This window comes from Streptomyces sp. CB03238 (assembly GCF_002099185.1).
Lineage (GTDB): Bacteria > Actinomycetota > Actinomycetes > Streptomycetales > Streptomycetaceae > Streptomyces.
This window is the reverse complement of the sequence record NZ_NBCN01000039.1, coordinates 1-16396: the sequence shown is the minus strand read 5'-3', so window position 1 is coordinate 16396 and position 16396 is coordinate 1. Positions and strand designations below refer to the sequence as shown.

Annotated in this window: 11 protein-coding genes; 4 read left to right on the top strand and 7 right to left on the bottom strand. The window is 72.2% G+C overall.

The window, feature by feature from the left end:
- The first annotated feature begins 72 nt into the window (after positions 1-72).
- Positions 73-2481 carry a Tex family protein gene (locus tag BKD26_RS37030; RefSeq protein ID WP_084907380.1) on the top strand — a complete coding sequence of 803 codons (2409 nt, stop codon included), beginning with the start codon at positions 73-75 and terminating at the stop codon, positions 2479-2481.
- Between the two features lie 43 nt (positions 2482-2524).
- Here the strand turns inward: BKD26_RS37030 and BKD26_RS37025 are convergent, their stop codons facing one another.
- Together BKD26_RS37025 and BKD26_RS37020 are read right to left on the bottom strand one after the other, a co-directional pair.
- Positions 2525-4165: an ABC-F family ATP-binding cassette domain-containing protein gene (locus tag BKD26_RS37025; protein ID WP_084907377.1), complete on the bottom strand. Its 1641-nt coding sequence runs from the start codon at positions 4163-4165 to the stop codon at positions 2525-2527.
- A gap of 116 nt (positions 4166-4281) precedes the next feature.
- Positions 4282-5358, bottom strand: a complete 1077-nt coding sequence (locus BKD26_RS37020; RefSeq protein WP_084907375.1) for an oxidoreductase — start codon at positions 5356-5358, stop codon at positions 4282-4284.
- Between the two features lie 44 nt (positions 5359-5402).
- On the opposite strand from BKD26_RS37020, the gene BKD26_RS37015 reads away from it, so the two are divergent.
- Positions 5403-6341, top strand: a complete 939-nt coding sequence (locus tag BKD26_RS37015) for an FAD-dependent oxidoreductase (RefSeq protein WP_084907374.1) — start codon at positions 5403-5405, stop codon at positions 6339-6341.
- Here BKD26_RS37015 and BKD26_RS37010 read toward each other — a convergent pair.
- The 5 genes from BKD26_RS37010 to BKD26_RS36990 form a co-directional block, all read right to left on the bottom strand.
- Entirely contained in the window at positions 6322-6855 is a 534-nt protein-coding gene (locus BKD26_RS37010; RefSeq protein ID WP_073760206.1) for a GNAT family N-acetyltransferase, read from the bottom strand. The genes BKD26_RS37015 and BKD26_RS37010 overlap by 20 nt on opposite strands.
- A 115-nt stretch (positions 6856-6970) precedes the next feature.
- Positions 6971-8695: a BCCT family transporter gene (locus BKD26_RS37005; RefSeq protein WP_084907423.1), complete on the bottom strand. Its 1725-nt coding sequence runs from the start codon at positions 8693-8695 to the stop codon at positions 6971-6973.
- 121 nt (positions 8696-8816) lie between these two features.
- A complete protein-coding gene (locus BKD26_RS37000; RefSeq protein ID WP_084907372.1) occupies positions 8817-10109 on the bottom strand; it encodes a M14 family metallocarboxypeptidase in 1293 nt (430 codons plus the stop codon).
- Positions 10106-12070: a Xaa-Pro dipeptidyl-peptidase gene (locus BKD26_RS36995; protein WP_084907370.1), complete on the bottom strand. Its 1965-nt coding sequence runs from the start codon at positions 12068-12070 to the stop codon at positions 10106-10108. Before BKD26_RS36995 ends, BKD26_RS37000 begins: the two co-directional genes overlap by 4 nt.
- A 325-nt stretch (positions 12071-12395) precedes the next feature.
- The gene (locus tag BKD26_RS36990) at positions 12396-13337 is read right to left on the bottom strand and encodes an Inducer of phenazine A (protein WP_241519028.1); all 942 of its coding nucleotides are present in this window, start codon (positions 13335-13337) and stop codon (positions 12396-12398) included.
- Between the two features lie 270 nt (positions 13338-13607).
- Between BKD26_RS36990 and BKD26_RS36985 the strand changes: the two genes are divergently transcribed.
- Both BKD26_RS36985 and BKD26_RS36980 read left to right on the top strand, forming a co-directional pair.
- Positions 13608-15140, top strand: a complete 1533-nt coding sequence (locus tag BKD26_RS36985) for a M1 family metallopeptidase (protein ID WP_084907368.1) — start codon at positions 13608-13610, stop codon at positions 15138-15140.
- A 148-nt stretch (positions 15141-15288) separates the two neighbouring features.
- Positions 15289-16338, top strand: coding sequence for a LacI family DNA-binding transcriptional regulator (locus BKD26_RS36980; protein WP_084907366.1), 1050 nt, complete (start codon positions 15289-15291; stop codon positions 16336-16338).
- Positions 16339-16396: the final 58 nt, after the last annotated feature.

The window sequence follows — 16396 nt, the reverse complement described above, 5'->3', positions numbered from 1 at the left end:
GGACACGTCGCACGGTGACCCGGCAGAATGCAACCTCAAGCTGGCAGGCACGAGAAGGCGAGTCGGGACACCGTGACGACGTCCATCGAAGGCAGGATCGCCGAGGAGCTCGGCGTACGGGAGCGGCAGGTGAAGGCGGCCGTCGAGCTGCTCGACGGCGGGTCGACCGTGCCGTTCATCGCGCGCTACCGCAAGGAAGCGACCGAGATGCTCGACGACGCGCAGCTGCGCACGCTCGAGGAGCGGCTGCGCTACCTGCGGGAGCTGGAGGACCGGCGGGCCGCCATCCTCGACTCCGTACACGAGCAGGGCAAGCTCACCGGGGAGCTGGAAGCGCGGATCCTCGCCGCCGACACCAAGGCGCGGCTGGAGGACATCTACCTGCCGTTCAAGCCGAAGCGGCGCACCAAGGCGCAGATCGCCCGCGAGGCCGGTCTGGAGCCGCTGGCCGACGGGCTGCTCGGCGACCCGTCGGTGGAGCCGCTCGCCGCGGCCGCCGCGTTCGTCGATGCCGGCAAGGGTGTCGCGGACCCGGCCGCCGCGCTGGAGGGCGCCCGCGCCATCCTCACCGAGCGGTTCTCGGAGGACGCCGACCTGATCGGCGAGCTGCGCGAGCGGATGTGGACGCGCGGCCGGCTGGCCGCGAAGGTCCGGGAGGGCAAGGAGGAGGCGGGCGCGAAGTTCGCCGACTACTTCGACTTCGCCGAGCCGTTCACCGAACTGCCCTCGCACCGGGTGCTCGCGATGCTGCGCGGCGAGAAGGAGGAGGTCCTCGACCTGGTCCTGGAGCCGGAGGAGCCGGTCGAGGGCCCTTCGTCGTACGAGGGGATCGTCGCCTCCCGGTTCGGGATCTCCCAGCAGGGGCGGCCGGGCGACAAGTGGCTCGCCGACACGGTGCGGTGGGCGTGGCGCACCCGGATCCTCGTCCACCTCGGCATCGACCTGCGGCTGCGGCTGCGTACGGCGGCGGAGGACGAGGCGGTCCGGGTCTTCGCGGCGAACCTGCGCGACCTGCTGCTCGCGGCGCCCGCCGGGACCCGCGCGACGCTGGGGCTCGACCCCGGTTTCCGTACGGGCGTGAAGGTCGCCGTCGTGGACGCGACCGGCAAGGTCGTCGCCACCGACACGATCTACCCGCACGTGCCCGCCAACAAGTGGGACCAGTCGCTGGCGACCCTGGCACGGCTCGCGAAGGAGCACGCGGTCGAGCTGGTCGCCATCGGCAACGGCACGGCGTCGCGCGAGACCGACAAGCTCGCCGGTGAACTGATCGCCAAGCACCCGGATCTCAAGCTCACGAAGGTCATGGTGTCGGAGGCGGGCGCGTCGGTGTACTCGGCGTCCGCGTTCGCCTCCCAGGAGCTGCCGGAGCTGGACGTCTCCCTGCGCGGCGCGGTCTCGATCGCGCGCCGGCTCCAGGACCCGCTGGCCGAATTGGTGAAGATCGACCCGAAGTCGATCGGTGTCGGCCAGTACCAGCACGACCTGTCCGAGGTGAAGCTGTCGCGTTCGCTGGACGCGGTGGTCGAGGACTGTGTGAACGGTGTCGGGGTCGACGTCAACACCGCCTCCGCGCCTCTCCTTTCCCGCGTGTCGGGCATCGGCGCGGGCCTCGCCGAGAACATCGTTTCCTATCGGGACGCCAACGGCCCGTTCCGGTCGCGCAAGGCGCTCAAGGAGGTGCCGCGCCTCGGCCCGAAGGCGTACGAGCAGTGCGCGGGCTTCCTGCGGATCCGCGGCGGCGACGATCCGCTGGACGCGTCCAGCGTGCACCCGGAGGCGTATCCGGTGGTGCGGCGGATGGTGAAGACGACGGGCGGCGAGGTCGCGTCGCTGATCGGCAACACCTCGGTGCTGCGGTCGCTGCGGGCGGACGACTTCGTGGACGAGACCTTCGGTCTGCCGACGGTCACGGACATCCTGCGGGAGCTGGAGAAGCCGGGGCGCGACCCCAGGCCCGCGTTCAAGACGGCCACCTTCAAGGAGGGCGTCGAGAAGATCGGCGACCTGGAGGCGGGGATGGTCCTGGAGGGCGTCGTCACGAACGTGGCCGCCTTCGGCGCCTTCGTGGACGTCGGTGTGCACCAGGACGGGCTCGTGCACGTGTCGGCGATGTCCCGGAACTTCGTCAAGGACCCGCGTGAAGTGGTCAAGCCGGGCGACGTGGTGAAGGTCAAGGTCCTGGACGTCGACATTCCGCGCAAGCGGATCTCCCTGACGCTGCGGCTGGACGACGAGACGTCCGCCGGTACGGACGCGGCGGCGTCGCCGAAGCGGGAGCGGGGCGGTCGTCCGCCGCAGCAGCGCCAGGGCAGCGGTGGCGGCCGTGGTGACCGGCGCGGTGGCGGCGGCGCGAAGGGTGGCGGGCGTCAGGCCCAGGCCCCCGCGCCCGCGCCCGCGAACAGCGCCATGGCGGACGCCCTGCGCAAGGCGGGCCTGCTGGGCGGCGGGGGCGGAGGCGGCGCGAAGGGCCGCCGGTGAGGTGACATGACGGGCCGGTTCCGGGGGCGGTCCCCGGAACCGGTCAGTGCTCGGTCACCTTGCCGTCCGCGACCTCGATGCGCCGGGTCGTGCGTACCGCGTCCAGCATGCGCCGGTCGTGGGTGACCAGGAGCAGGGTCCCCGTGTACGAGTCGAGGGCCGACTCCAGCTGCTCGATGGCCGGCAGGTCGAGGTGGTTGGTCGGTTCGTCCAGGACCAGCAGGTTCACGCCACGGCCCTGGAGCAGGGCGAGGGCGGCACGGGTGCGTTCGCCCGGCGAGAGGGACGTCGCGGAGCGCGTCACATGGTGGGCCTTGAGGCCGAACTTGGCCAGCAGGGTGCGCACGTCGGCCGGCTCGGTGTCGGGTACGGCCGCGCAGAACGCGTCCAGCAGGGACTCCTGCCCGTGGAACAGCTTGCGCGCCTGGTCGACCTCCCCGACGACGACGCCCGAGCCGAGTGAGGCGTGCCCGGCGTCCAGCGGGAGACGGCCGAGGAGGGCGGCCAGCAGGGTCGACTTGCCCGCGCCGTTGGCGCCGGTGATGGCCACCCGGTCGGCCCAGTCGATCTGGAGCGAGGCCGGGCCGAAGCGGAAGCCGCCCCGGGCGGCCTCGGCGTCGCGCAGCGTCGCCACGACCGCGCCGGAGCGCGGGGCGGCGGCGATCTCCATCCGCAGCTCCCACTCCTTGCGGGGCTCCTCGACGGTGTCCAGACGCTCGATCATGCGCTGCGTCTGGCGGGCCTTGGCGGCCTGCTTCTCGCTCGCCTCGCTGCGGAACTTGCGGCCGAGCTTGTCGTTGTCGTTGCCCGCCTTGCGGCGGGCGTTCTTGACGCCCTTGTCCATCCACGAGCGCTGCATCTGGGCGCGGCCTTCGAGGGCGGCCTTCTTGTCGGCGTACTCCTCGAACTCCTCGCGGGCGTGCCGGCGGGCGGTTTCCCGCTCCTCCAGATACGCCTCGTAGCCGCCTCCATAGAGCCGGATCTGCTGCTGCGCCAGGTCCAGTTCGAGGACCTTGGTGACGGTGCGGGCGAGGAACTCGCGGTCGTGGCTGATGACGACCGTCCCGGCGCGCAGGCCCTGGACGAAGCGCTCCAGGCGCTCCAGGCCGTCCAGGTCGAGGTCGTTGGTCGGCTCGTCCAGCAGGAACACGTCGTAACGGGACAGCAGCAGCGAGGCGAGACCCGCGCGGGCGGCCTGGCCGCCGGAGAGGGACGTCATCGGCCGGTCGAGCCCGACGGTGAGGCCCAGGGAGCCGGCGACCTCCTCGGCGCGCTCGTCGAGGTCGGCGCCGCCGAGGTTCAGCCAGCGCTCCAGGGCGGTGGCGTACGCGTCGTCGGCGCCGGGCGTGCCGTCGACCAGGCCCTGGGTCGCCTCGTCCATCGCGGCCTGGGCGGCGGCGACGCCGGTGCGGCGGGCGAGGAAGTCGCGCACGGTCTCCCCCGCGCGGCGCTCCGGCTCCTGCGGGAGGTGGCCGACGGTGGCGGCGGGCGGCGACAGGCGCAGCTCCCCGTGCCCGGGGGTGTCGAGCCCGGCGAGGAGCCGCAGCAGGGTCGACTTGCCGGCGCCGTTCACGCCGACGAGGCCGATCACGTCGCCGGGTGCGACGACGAGGTCGAGGCCGGAGAAGAGGGAACGTTCGCCGTGGCCGGCGGCGAGGTCCTTGGCGACGAGGGTTGCAGTCATCAGGGGGTCGATCCTATCGGGGGCCCGGTCACAGCAGACCGGCGAGCCCGTGCGGGGCGAGGGACCCGGCGACGGCGCTCATCGGCGCGGGGAGGCGTGCCTTCGGGTCATCGGTGTCATCGTGACGGCGATTCGCGGCTCGCCGGGGCCATCGTCGGTGCGACCAGCACGCCCCCCATGGTGCGTGCCACGAGGAAGGATCGGCCCTTGACCGCCCGGGCGTCCAGCGGAATCCGGTGTCGGCCCGGCTCCAGTAACCCGTCGAACAGCTCATGCGCGCGCGTGCGGCGGAGGCGGTCCAGCCGGTACGCGACGAGCTGGACGCGGCAGGTGGAGGTGACCTCCACGGTCGCCTCGCCGCCGGCCGCGGCCAGCCGGACCAGGCGCCGCCGCTCCAGCGGGCTGCGGTCGAGGGCGTGCTCGATCTGCGCGACGAGCAGCGGGACGATGGGCGCGAGCCCGTCGACGTACGCCACGTCCGCGCCCGCCCGGGCGAACGCCTCCTTCACGGCGGTACGCCGCTCCTCCCCGACCCCCCGGCCGAACGCCACCGCGCCGTACGCCCGCAGCTCCTCGGGCGGTACGGCGGCGGTGTCCTCGGCGGTGTCGGCACCGATGCCGATGGTGCGCAGCGCGGCGGCGAGCCTGGCGAGGACGGCGACGCGGGCGCCGATCAACAGGACGCGGCGGCGGGCGGGGGCGGCGCTCGGGAGCAGGCGTTCCAGTTCGGCGCGGTACTGGTCGCCGTGGAAGCGGAACGGGCCTATCCCGTGGTAGCCGTTGAGGTCCAGGTCGGCGGACTCGTCCGTCTGCCAGGCGAAGTCGCGCCAGACGACGTCGTCGCCATCCCGCTCGATCACGGCCGTGACGGCGCCGCACGCGAGGCTCTCGCACTCGGGGCAGCCGTAGATGACGTACCGCCCGCCGGGCAGCGGCGCCTCGGCGTCCAGCAGCAGGCCACGGACCTGGTCGGTGAAGATGGCGGGCGGTACGTCGGAGGCGAGCGGGGACACGGCGTCGAGGTCGGACAGCTGGTGCAGGAGCGGGCGGCCGTCGACGAGGAAGTCGAGGAAGTCGCGGTGCACTTGGTACGCACCGGTGGTGAGGACCCCGCCGGTCCTGGTCGCGGGCGCGAGGGCGAAGGACGCGTGGGCGGGGTCGAGCGTCGGGTCGTGCTCGTGCTCGGCAGGCATGTCGGGTGTATGCCCGCCCGGGACGCCTCCGCTACCGTCCCGGCATGAGCGGCGACGTGATCGTGGTGGGCGGCGGGGTCATCGGGCTGACGACGGCGGTCACGCTGGCCGGGCGCGGCCTGCGGGTACGGGTGTGGACGCGCGACGCGCCGGGCGCCACCACCTCCGCGGTGGCGGGCGCGCTGTGGTGGCCGTACCGCATCGAACCGGCGGAGCGGGTGGGCGCGTGGGCCCTGGCGTCGCTTCGCGTGTACGAGCGGCTCGCCGCCGATCCGGAGGCGACGGGCGTACGGATGGTGGCGGGCGTCCACGCGGAGACCGAACTGGGGTCGCTCGGTTCCTGGGCGGGCGAGGTGCCGGGGATGCGGCAGCTGCCGTCACGGGGCCTGGCGGCCCGGCTGCCGCTGGTCGACATGCCGGTCCACCTGGGGTGGCTGAAGGCCCGGCTGGAGGCGGCGGGCGGGGCCGTCGAGACGCGGGCGGTGTCGTCCCTCGCGGAGGCCCCGGCCCCGGTAGTGGTCAACTGCACGGGGCTCGGTGCGCGGGACCTCGTACCGGACGGCGGTCTGCGGCCGGTGCGCGGACAGCTGGTGCTGGTGGAGAACCCGGGTGTGGAGGAGTGGTTCGTCGCGGCGGACGCCTCGGCGAGCACGGCGACGTACTTCTTCCCGCAGCCGGGGCGGCTGATCCTCGGCGGTACGGCGGAGGAGGACGACTGGCGCACGGAACCGGACGCGGGGACGGCCGCCGCGATCGTGGCGCGGTGCGCGCGGATCCGCCCCGAGATCGGCCGTGCCCGCGTACTGGGTCACCGGGTGGGCCTCCGCCCGGTGCGGTCGGGCGGGGTGCGCCTGGCGGCGGAGCCGTTGCCGGACGGCGGCGGGGTGCTGGTCCACAACTACGGCCACGGGGGCGCGGGGGTCACGGTCGCGTGGGGGTGCGCGAAGGAGGTGGCGGGCCTGGTCACCCGTGGTACTCGGTGAGGTCGATGGCGTGGACGTGCAGCGGGACGCCGTACACGGGGTGGGTCGTCTCGCGTTCCGGCGCCATACCGAGCTTGCGCATGATGTTCTCGGCGCCTTCGTTCCCCAGCCGGGCGATGCTGACGACCCGGTCGAGGCCACGGTCCTGGAGCGCGAACTCCAGGACGGCGTGGGCGGCTTCGGAGGCGTACCCCTGCCCCCAGAAGGGCCGGCCGAGGCGCCAGACGATCTCGACGGCCGGCAGCACCTCGGGCAGGTACTCGGGTACGGACAGCCCCGCGAACCCGATCAGCTCACCGGAGGCGAGGAGCTCCACGGCGAAGAGCCCGAAGCCCTCCTCGTCCCACTCCTCCTCCCACCGCTCGATGTCCTCGGCGGTCTCCTCCAGGTCGCGGACCGAGCCGTCGCCGATCCAGCGCATGACCTCGGGATCCGCGTTGATGTCGGCCATGGGTACGAGGTCGTCGTCGTGCCAGCGGCGCAGGAGGAGGCGGGGCGTGCGGATCTCGGTCATGCCGCCATCCTCGCCGAGGGAAGCCCCGGGGCGTTAATCGGCCACCGGCCGGGTTCGGTGGCGGCCCGGCTGCCGCCTCCCGGCCCGGCCGGGGGCGCGCACCGGGGCCGACCGGTCAGCGGGGCGATTCGTCGGGCCCCTGGTCCGACTTCGGCGCCGTTCCCTCGCCGCGGCCGGGTTCCTCGTCCTGGGCCGGGCCGATGCGGATCTCGAAGTCGCCCGCGTACTTCTCGTGGCCCGCGATCACCGCCTCCTCCACCGCCTCCTCGGCGAGTTCGCCACGCACGATCAGCGGGTCCTGGCGCAGGTCCCGCATCAGGGCCCAGCACATGCCGACCATCACCAGGACGAACGGGGCCGCGACGAGGATCGTCAGGTGTTGCAGGCCCGCGAGGGCGTCGCCCTTGCCCTCGCCGACGAGCAGCATCACCGCCGCCACGCCGCCGGTGACCACGCCCCAGAAGACCACGACGAACCGGGCCGGTTCGAAGGTGCCCCTCTGGGAGAGCGTGCCCATCACGATCGAGGCGGCGTCGGCGCCGGAGACGAAGAAGATGCCGACCAGGATCATCACGAGCAGGCTCATCACGCCCGCGATGGGGAACTCCTGGAGCACGCCGAAGAGCTGGCCCTCGGGCGTGGTCGCGCCCCCGAGGGCTCCCCCCTCCTTCAGGCGCATGGACGTACCGCCGAAGATGGCGAACCAGATCAGGCTCACCGTGCTGGGCACCAGGATCACGCCGCCGACGAACTGCCGGATCGTCCGCCCGCGGCTGATGCGGGCGATGAACATGCCGACGAACGGCGTCCAGGAGATCCACCAGGCCCAGTAGAAGACCGTCCAGCTGCTCAGCCAGTCGGCGACGTCGCCGCCGCCGGTGGCCGCCTCGGTGCGGCCGGCCAGTTGCCACAGCTCGTCGAAGTAGGAGGCGAGCGAGGTGGGGATCAGGTCGAGGATCAGGATGGTGGGGCCCGCGACGAAGACGAAGACGGCGAGGATGACGGCCAGCACCATGTTGGTGTTGGAGAGCCACTGGATGCCCTTCTCCACACCGGAGACGGCGGAGAAGACGAAGCACACGGTGAGGACGCCGATGATGGCGACGAGCAGTCCGGTTCCGGCCCTGTCCAGCCACCCCACCTCGTGCATGCCGCTGCCGATCTGGAGCGCGCCGAGCCCGAGGGAGGTGGCGGAGCCGAAGAGCGTGGCGAAGATCGCCAGGATGTCGATCACCCGGCCGGGTGTGCCGTCGGCGCGCTTCTTGCCGATGAGCGGGACGAAGACGGCGCTGATCGTCTGCCGCCTGCGGCGCCGGAAGGTGCTGTACGCGATGGCCAGGCCGACCACCGCGTAGATCGCCCAGGGGTGCAGGGTCCAGTGGAAGAGCGTGGTGGCGAGCGCCGTCTGCATGGCGTCCGCCGAGTCGGCGGGGTCGGTGCCCGGCGGCGGGGTGGTGTAGTGCGCGAGCGGTTCGCTGACGCCGTAGAACATCAGGCCGATGCCCATGCCGGCGCTGAACATCATGGCGACCCACGAGACGGTGCTGAACTCGGGCTCCTCGTGCTCCTGGCCCAGCTCGATACGCCCGTACCGGCTGATGGCGAGCCAGAGCGCGAAGACGACGAAGCCCGAGGCGGCCAGGACGAACGCCCAGCCGCCGTTGTGCATCAGGCCGTTCAGCATGGAGTCGGAAACGCTCTCCAGCGCACTGGTGGCCGTGGCGCCCCAGATCACGAAGGCCAGGGTGAGCACGGCCGTCACACCGAACACCACCCGGTCGGTGACGGGTGGCTTGTCCTCATGCGGGTGGCGGCCGGGGAGGGCCGCCTTCACCGGCAGCCGCAGCCGTTGTCCCGGTTTGCGTTCGTCGTGCGACACAAGCGGCACCTTTCACCGAATTCGTTTGGCCTGATTTCGCTCTCCGATACCCCCTACCACACCTGGCGTACACCTCCCGGGATCAACAGGCGTCGACCGGTTCCCCACCGGTGAGGTGATAGGCCGCGCGAGTATCGAGCAGGAGGGGCACGAGAGCCCGCCGGGACTGCCGCAGCGGTACGAAGGCGCCGTCGTCGCCCGCCCGGACGGTCACCCCGTGCAGCGCCAGCTCGTCCTTGACGCCGGCGTACTGGGCGGGACTGAGGCGGTAGCCGCAGGGCGGGTCCTGGAGGGTTTCGGCGGGCTGCGGCGGATCGTTGTCGGCGCCGCCCAGGAAGACCGGACCACGGTCGCGCAGGCCGGCCAGCCGGGCCGTCGTGGTGGCCGCCTCGATGGTGCCGCGCCGGTCGTCGACGTACCCGAAGAGCCCGTCGAGGGCGGCGAGCTGGGTGTCGACGCGGCGGCGGTTGTTGAGGGCGGGGTCCTTCTTCTCCTCCTCCGTGAGGGGGTCGACGCGAGTCTCGACGAGCAGGCCGACGGCGTGCTTGATGCCCGCCGTGTTGCGGAGGATGCGCTCCTGGCCGTCGCCCGCCACCTGCTTGACGGGCTCTCCGGTGACGGGGTCGGTCCAGATGCCGTAGACGCCGCTGTCGAAGCCGGCCCGCTCAGCGGTGGGGCGGACGTACGACTCGGAGAGGGTGTGCGCTTCGTCGTGCACATGCGCGTCGGTGTTGGGGTTGCGCGGCCAGAGCGCGAGCAGGTCCTTGTCGTAGTACGGCGGGGTGGCGCCGTACTCGTGCAGGTCGTACACGACGTCGGGGCGGTGGTCGCGGATCACGGCGGCCAGGGCGCGGCCCTCGGCGGTCTTGAGGGCGATGTGGTCGCGGTTGATGTCGACGCCGTCGGCGTTGCCCCGGGTGCCGGCGGCGCGGCCGTCGGGGTTGGCGGTGGGGACGACGAGGACGGTCGTGCGGGAGAGGAAGCGGAGGGTTTCGCGGTCCTTGGCGTACGCGAGGTCGCGGACGGTGGACAGGCAGGCCTCCCGGCCCGACGGTTCGTCACCGTGCTGGCTGCAGATGAGGAGCACGGTGTTGGTGGTGGGCGCGGTGGAGATCCGTACGAGCTGGAGGGGGCGGCGCTGCTCGGTGGTGCCGATGGTCGCCATGGAGACGCGGTCGCTCGCCCGGTCGACGGCGGTGAGGAAGCGTTGCTCCTCGGGCTGGCTCGTCCAGCGGGCGCCGTGGGACGTCTCGAAGCCGGTGCGGGGCGGGGTGGTGGGTGAGGCCTGGGCGGGGGCGGTGATCAGCGGGAGGGCGAGGGCTGCGGCGGTGACGGTCACGGCGAGGGCGCGGACGCGTGCGGCGCGTGGGGTCATCGGGTGCTGCCTCCGGGGATCGGCGGTACGGGACGCGGGGCGGTGACGCCGGCCGGCGGGGCGGTGCGCGGGGCAGCCCGGTGCACGGTACCGGTGGTGGCGCGGAGGAAGGCGGGGGCGCCGCCGACGAGGGGCAGGCGGGCGGAGGTGCGGGTGAGGTCGAGGGTGAGGGTGGGCCGGGTGGCGGGAGGGTCGATGAGGTACTGGTCGGTGCCGCCGATGATGAGGGCGAGGCGGTGGCCGGCCGGGACGACGTGGTCGGTCGCGGCGAGGTCCAGGGTGATGGTGTGCGCCTTGCCGGGGGTGAGGGGGCGGCCCTGGTGCGCGTCGGCCCAGTTGCCGAGGTCGGCCCAGCCGCGGCTGAAGACGGTGAAGCCGACGTCGGCGGTCTTCGCCTTGGTCTCCTTGAAGCAGGCGCTGTCGCCGGTGGTGCTCGCGCCCCAGCAGGTGCGTTCGGTGAGGGTGGTGATTCCTTCGCCGGCGGCCCCGTAGTCGCGGATGGTGTCGGGCCCGAGGTCGACGAGGACCGCCGTCAGGTGCGCGCTGGTGGTCGTCGGGGTGGCGGTGACGGTGACCGTGGAGGACCCGGAGAGCCGCAGGTCCCGCGTGAGCGGGCGGGAGATGAAACCCGCCTTGGCGGGGGTGGAGGCGTCGACGTGCGCCGCCCAGTCGAGTTCGTCCAGCTCGGGGTCGTCCGTGAACGTCTCCGTCGCGCCGGGCCCGGCCGGGGCGAGGCCGAGGGTGCCGACGCCGGGCGCCGCGCCCGTGCCGGGGCGGAGCGTGGTGGCGGCGGTGGCGCGCGGCGGCCAGACGCGGTCGGTGGACCACTGGTCGGGGGCGCGCTCGATGTCGGCCATCGGCTCGCGGTCGACGCCGTTGTCGTAGCCGAGGAGGTAGTGGTCGAACCAGCGGTGCAGGGTCCGTACCCAGTCGGCGCGGCGGAAGTCGAACGGGTCGACGTGCCCGGTCTGCGAGAGCCAGATCCTGCGCTCGACGCCGTGCTCGGCGAGGGCGTCCCACCACTGGCCGAAGTGCTTGGCGCGGACGTTGAGGTCCTGCTGCCCGTGCACGACGAAGACGCTGGCCTTCACCTTGTGCGCGTTCTTGACGTAGTCGCGCTCCTCCCACAGCCGCGTCCAGTCGCCGGTGCGCGGCGCGCCGTCGACGAGACGCTGCTGGACGTGGGCGCAGCGGGCGCGGGCGTCGGGGCTGTTGACGTAGTGGGAGAGCCAGTCGGGGCCGGAGTCGTACAGCGGGGCGCCCTTGGCGAAGTAGTAGTCGTACCAGGAGGAGATGGCGCCGATCGGGACGATGGTCTTCAGGCCCTCGACGCCGGTCGCGGCGATACCGTTGGCGATGGTGCCGTCCCAGCTCTTGCCGATCATGCCGGTGTCACCGGTGGACCAGCCGGTCGCGCGGGCGCGTTCCGTGCCGGTACGGGTGGTGTAGCCGCGGCCCCGGCCGTTGAGCCAGTCGACGACGGCCTTGGCGGACTGGATGTCGGAGCGGCCCCCGACGTCGTCGCAGCCGTCCGAGCGGCTGGTTCCGGCCAGGTCGACGGCGACGAAGGCGTAGCCGCGCGGCACGAAGTAGTTGTCGTAGTACAGCGGGAACTGGACGGGGTCGCCGTTCGCGTCGTACGTCTTCTTCTGGCTCTCGTTGCCGCGCCCGCAGCAGGAGTAGTACGGGCTGGCATCCATGATCACGGGAACCTTGCGGCCGCGCTGGGCCGCCTCGCGCGGACGGACGATGTCGACGGCCACCCGGTCCGTCCTGCCGTCCCGGTCGCCGTCGAGGCCTGTGTCGACCCAGACGGACTCGCGGACGGCGTTGTCGTACGAGTAGATCGGTCGGGACTCGCGGGCGGAGGCGCTGTTCGCGCCCGCCTGCGGCACCAGTGCGGACATCAGGGCGGCTGTGGCCGCGCCCACCAGGATTCTGCTGCGCGCACGTATCGGCATGGGAGCGGAAGGTACACGGGTCAACTGGCGTATGACAGAGGGCAGTACGGGGACGAATGTGGCACAGGGGGGTGGTGCGGGCACCGGTTGCGGGCCACCGCCGTTCCTGGCGGCCCCATGGTGATCACGTGACAGGTGGGGCCCTGGAGACGGCCGCGCCCGCCGCGACCACCCGCGCGTCACGGACCAGGGTTCAGAACCGCGGGTGGATCGTCGGGTCGTCCCGCTGCTTGGGCAGCCCGCCGCCGCCAGAACAGCAGCGCCGCCGGCCGGCGCCGCCGAGCGCCCCGGACGGGATGCGGGACGGGAGTGGGCCCGGGCGCGCTCACCGCAGCTCCAGTTCCTCGGCCAGGATCCGGGCCACCATGTCGTACCCCCCGTCGGTCATGTGCACCCGGTCGACGAACAGCCAGTCCTTCGGGGTCGCCCGCTCGGCGAGCAGCTGGGTGGTGTTCAGGAACGGCACACCGATCTCCTGGCACCGCTTCTCCAGCGCGGCGGCGTAGTCACGGCCCACGTCCATGGAGACGATGTCGCTGTGCACGCTGCGGAAGTTCGATGCCTTGTCCAGCTCCGCGAAGAGCTTCTTCTCCTCCTTGGACGGTTCCTCCCGCACCCATGGGGCCAACGGCTGGAGGGCGAACACCAGCCGGGCCCCCATCGCGTTGGCGAGCGCCTGCCAGGTACGCAGGTGCGCCGCGGTGCGGTCGGATGCCCGCTGCACCCGCTCGGCGGGGCCGGGCACCACGGCGTCGTCGGCGGGCGGCTCAGCCTGGTAGTGCGCACCGTGCACGCCCTGCTGCTCCTCGGGCAACCGGCTCACCACCAGGTTGTTCACCCCCGAGAACAGCACGATCTCCGAGACCGGGGGCAGCATGTGGTGGAACAGGGTGAGGAGCACCAGCTCCTGGGCGGAGTTGAACGCCTGGCCCCCGAAGGCGAACCACGGCTCGGCCGGTGCGTACTCGGTCCACAGCCGGGACGCGATGGTGGTCTCGTCCGTGCTCGCCCCGACCCCGAACACCGAGGAGCTGCCCGCGAGCAGCCGCACGGGCCCGTCGCCCCGGTACGTGCCCGGGGAGGTGCGCCGGTCACCGGAGACGGTGAAGCGGAACCCCAGATGGTCCGTGTTGAAGGCCTCAGTGGACTCGTCGGGCTTCTGGAACCAGAGCAGATACGGCTGTTCGGGCACCGGGAAGTAGTAGTGCTGCATGTACGGGAGGAGCCGGTTTCGGTACGACAGGAGCCGGGTTCGTACCAACCTCATGGGAGTGCTCCCTTCTGTGGATGGCGGCCGGCTTCGTCAGCCGGCCGTCTGAGGGATGTTCAGCGAACAAGTGCGGTCTTCGCGTATCAGTTCGGAGTTTATGCACATCACGGCCGGCCCGTCGATCATGGCTGCCATCCCGCCCACCGCACGTCCCTGCCGGCACCACCTGCCGCCACCCCAGCGGCCGTGATCAATCCCCGTGACCGGGGCGCGCGGGCTGATTAGTCTTCAGGAGCCCTTCCGTCCATACGACTTGGAGAGCTTGACGTGCACCGCAGACTGATCGTCCCGAGCGCCCTGGCGGCCTCCCTCCTGCTGGCGATCCCGGCATCGGCGGCCGACTACAGCCCCGGCTCCCCCGGCATCGGCGACCCCTACTACCCGGCCAGCGGCAACGGCGGATACGACGTGTCGCACTACGACCTGCGCCTGAAGTACCAGCCGAAGACGGACCTGCTGGAGGGTACGGCGACGATCATCGCCACCACCACGCAGAACCTCTCCCGCTTCAACCTCGACCTGGGCCTGAAGGCCAGTGAGGTCCGGGTGAACGGCAAGAAGGCGACGTTCACCGCCACCGGTGACCACGAGCTGGAAGTCACCCCGGCCGCGCCACTGGAGAAGAACCGGGCGATATCGGTCGTCGTACGGTACGCGGGCAAGCCGTCCGAGCTGAAGATCGGCGGCTGGACCGCCTGGCACCGCACGCCCGACGGCGGCGTCGCGGCGCAGGAGCCGGACTCGGCCGTATGGTGGTTCCCCTCCAACGACCACCCGCTGGACAAGGCGACGTTCGACGTATCGGTCTCCGTGCCGGACGGGACCCAGGCCATCAGCAACGGCGTCCTGCAGTCGCAGTCGTCGCGGCTCGGCTGGACGCGTTTCTCCTGGCGCTCCAACAAGCCGCAGGCCACCTACCTCGCCACGCTCGCCGTCGGCAGGTTCGACATCACGACGGACAAGACCGCCAAGGGCCTGCCCGTCCTCAACGCGTACAGCAAGGACCTCGGCGACAACGCGGGCGCGGCGCGCGCCAGCCTCGAGCGCACGGCGGAGGTCGCGGAGTGGCTGGAGGAGCTCTTCGGACCGTACCCCTTCAACGCGCTCGGCGGTTACGTTCCCAACGTGACCAGCGGTTACGCGCTGGAGACGCAGACGCGGCCGTTCTACAGCCCGCGGCAGTTCGCGAACGGCGCGAACGTGTCGGTGGTCGTGCACGAGCTGGCGCACCAGTGGTACGGCGACAGCGTGTCGGTGGACCGATGGAAGGACATCTGGATCAACGAGGGCTTCGCCCGCTACAGCCAGTGGCTGTGGTCGGAGAAGGAGGGCGAGGGCACGGCGCAGGAGCTGGCGGACCACGTGTACGCGACGCGGGCGGCCGACGACCCGTTCTGGACGGTCAAGCCGGGCGACCCGGGTCCGGACAAGCAGTTCGACATCGCCGTGTACGACCGGGGCGCGCTTGCCCTCCAGGCGCTGCGCAACGAGATAGGCGACGAGGACTTCTTCGCGATCCTGAAGGGCTGGCCGACCGAGCACGCGTACGGCAACGCCACGGTGGCCGACTTCGTGACGTACGCCGAGCGCGTCTCGGGCAAGCCCCTTGCGGGGCTGTTCGACACCTGGCTGTACCAGCCGTCGAAACCGGCGGCTCCGGCCGCCGCCGAAGCGCGGATCGCGGCACGCTCGCAGGCAACGGTGAAGCCGGCCCAGCCGAAGTCGTGGAAGAAGATCGCCGCGACGAACACGATCCACGACCACGGCGACCACGGTCACGGTCACGGTCACGGTCACTGATCGGGGTTCGCCGGAAGGCCGCCGCCCTGCGCCTAGGGGCGGCGGCTTTCCGCAGGCCCCAGAGAGCGCTCTCAGAAGATCGGCGCACCGGTTACCCTGCTCCTGTACACAGGTTCCGCCGCGCCGCCGAGGAGCACCCTTGTCCCCCATGCCCGATCCGGCCCCCGGCTCCCGCCCCACCCTGGAGGCCGTCGCGGCCCACGCCGGGGTCTCGCGGGCGACGGTCTCGCGCGTCGTGAACGGTGGCGCCGGGGTCCGCCAGCCGCTGGTGGACAAGGTGCGCCGGGCCGTCGAGGAGCTGGGCTACATCCCCAACCACGCGGCGCGCACCCTGGTGACCCGGCGCAACGGCGCGGTGGCGGTGATCATCGCCGAGCCGGAGTTCCGGGTGTTCTCCGACCCCTTCTTCGAGCAGCAGGTGCGGGGCATCAGCCGCGAGCTGACCGCGCACGACTCGCAGCTGGTGCTGCTGTGGGTCGAGGGGCCCGGCGACTACGACCGGATCGGCCGGTATCTGGGCGGGGGCCATGTCGACGGGGCGCTCGCCTTCTCCGTGCACAACGACGACGAGCTGCCCGCGATCATCCGGCGGGTGCAGGTGCCGGCGGTGTTCGGCGGGCGGCCGGGCTGGCCGGGCGCGACGGCCGGCCTGGCCGTACCGTACGTGGACGCGGACAACCGGGGCGGCGCGCGGGAAGCCGTACGGCACCTGCTGGCGCTGGGCCGTGAGCGCGTCGCGCACATCGCCGGCCCGCGCGACCAGACGTCCGCGATGGACCGGATGGACGGTTACCAGGACGTCCTGCTGGACGCCGGCCCCGGGCTGATCGCACAGGGCGACTTCACCGAGGAGAGCGGGGCGCGGGCCATGGCGGAGCTGCTGGAGCGACGTCCGGACCTGGACGCCGTGTTCGCCGCCAACGACCTGATGGCGTCGGGCGCGCTGCGGGTGCTGCGCGAGCGCGGGCTGCGGGTGCCGGAGGACGTGGCGCTGGTCGGCTTCGACGACATGACGTCCATCGCGGAGGCCACCGACCCGCCGCTGACGACGGTCCGCCAGGACATCGAGGGCATGGGCCGGCTCATGGTCCGGCTGCTGATGCGCGTCCTGAACGCACAGGAGGCCGAGCCCGGAGCGGGCAGCGCACCGGGCTCGGTGATCACTCCTACGGAACTGGTGCGACGGGCATCGGCCTAGGTGTGCTGTCTGGAGAGGTTGGTGCCGCGGCTGGCAGGTGTTTGGCCGCCGATGCCGG

What these genes read in the sequence shown, in the direction of transcription:
- BKD26_RS37025 (WP_084907377.1), bottom strand. Translation starts at nt 4,165, where the DNA reads ATGACTGCAACCCTCGTCGCCAAGGACCTCGCCGCCGGCCACGGCGAA.
- BKD26_RS37020 (WP_084907375.1), bottom strand. Translation starts at nt 5,358, where the DNA reads ATGCCTGCCGAGCACGAGCACGACCCGACGCTCGACCCCGCCCACGCG.
- BKD26_RS37015 (WP_084907374.1), top strand. Translation starts at nt 5,403, where the DNA reads ATGAGCGGCGACGTGATCGTGGTGGGCGGCGGGGTCATCGGGCTGACG.
- BKD26_RS37010 (WP_073760206.1), bottom strand. Translation starts at nt 6,855, where the DNA reads ATGACCGAGATCCGCACGCCCCGCCTCCTCCTGCGCCGCTGGCACGAC.
- BKD26_RS37000 (WP_084907372.1), bottom strand. Translation starts at nt 10,109, where the DNA reads ATGACCCCACGCGCCGCACGCGTCCGCGCCCTCGCCGTGACCGTCACC.
- BKD26_RS36995 (WP_084907370.1), bottom strand. Translation starts at nt 12,070, where the DNA reads ATGCCGATACGTGCGCGCAGCAGAATCCTGGTGGGCGCGGCCACAGCC.
- BKD26_RS36990 (WP_241519028.1), bottom strand. Translation starts at nt 13,337, where the DNA reads ATGAGGTTGGTACGAACCCGGCTCCTGTCGTACCGAAACCGGCTCCTC.
- BKD26_RS36980 (WP_084907366.1), top strand. Translation starts at nt 15,289, where the DNA reads ATGCCCGATCCGGCCCCCGGCTCCCGCCCCACCCTGGAGGCCGTCGCG.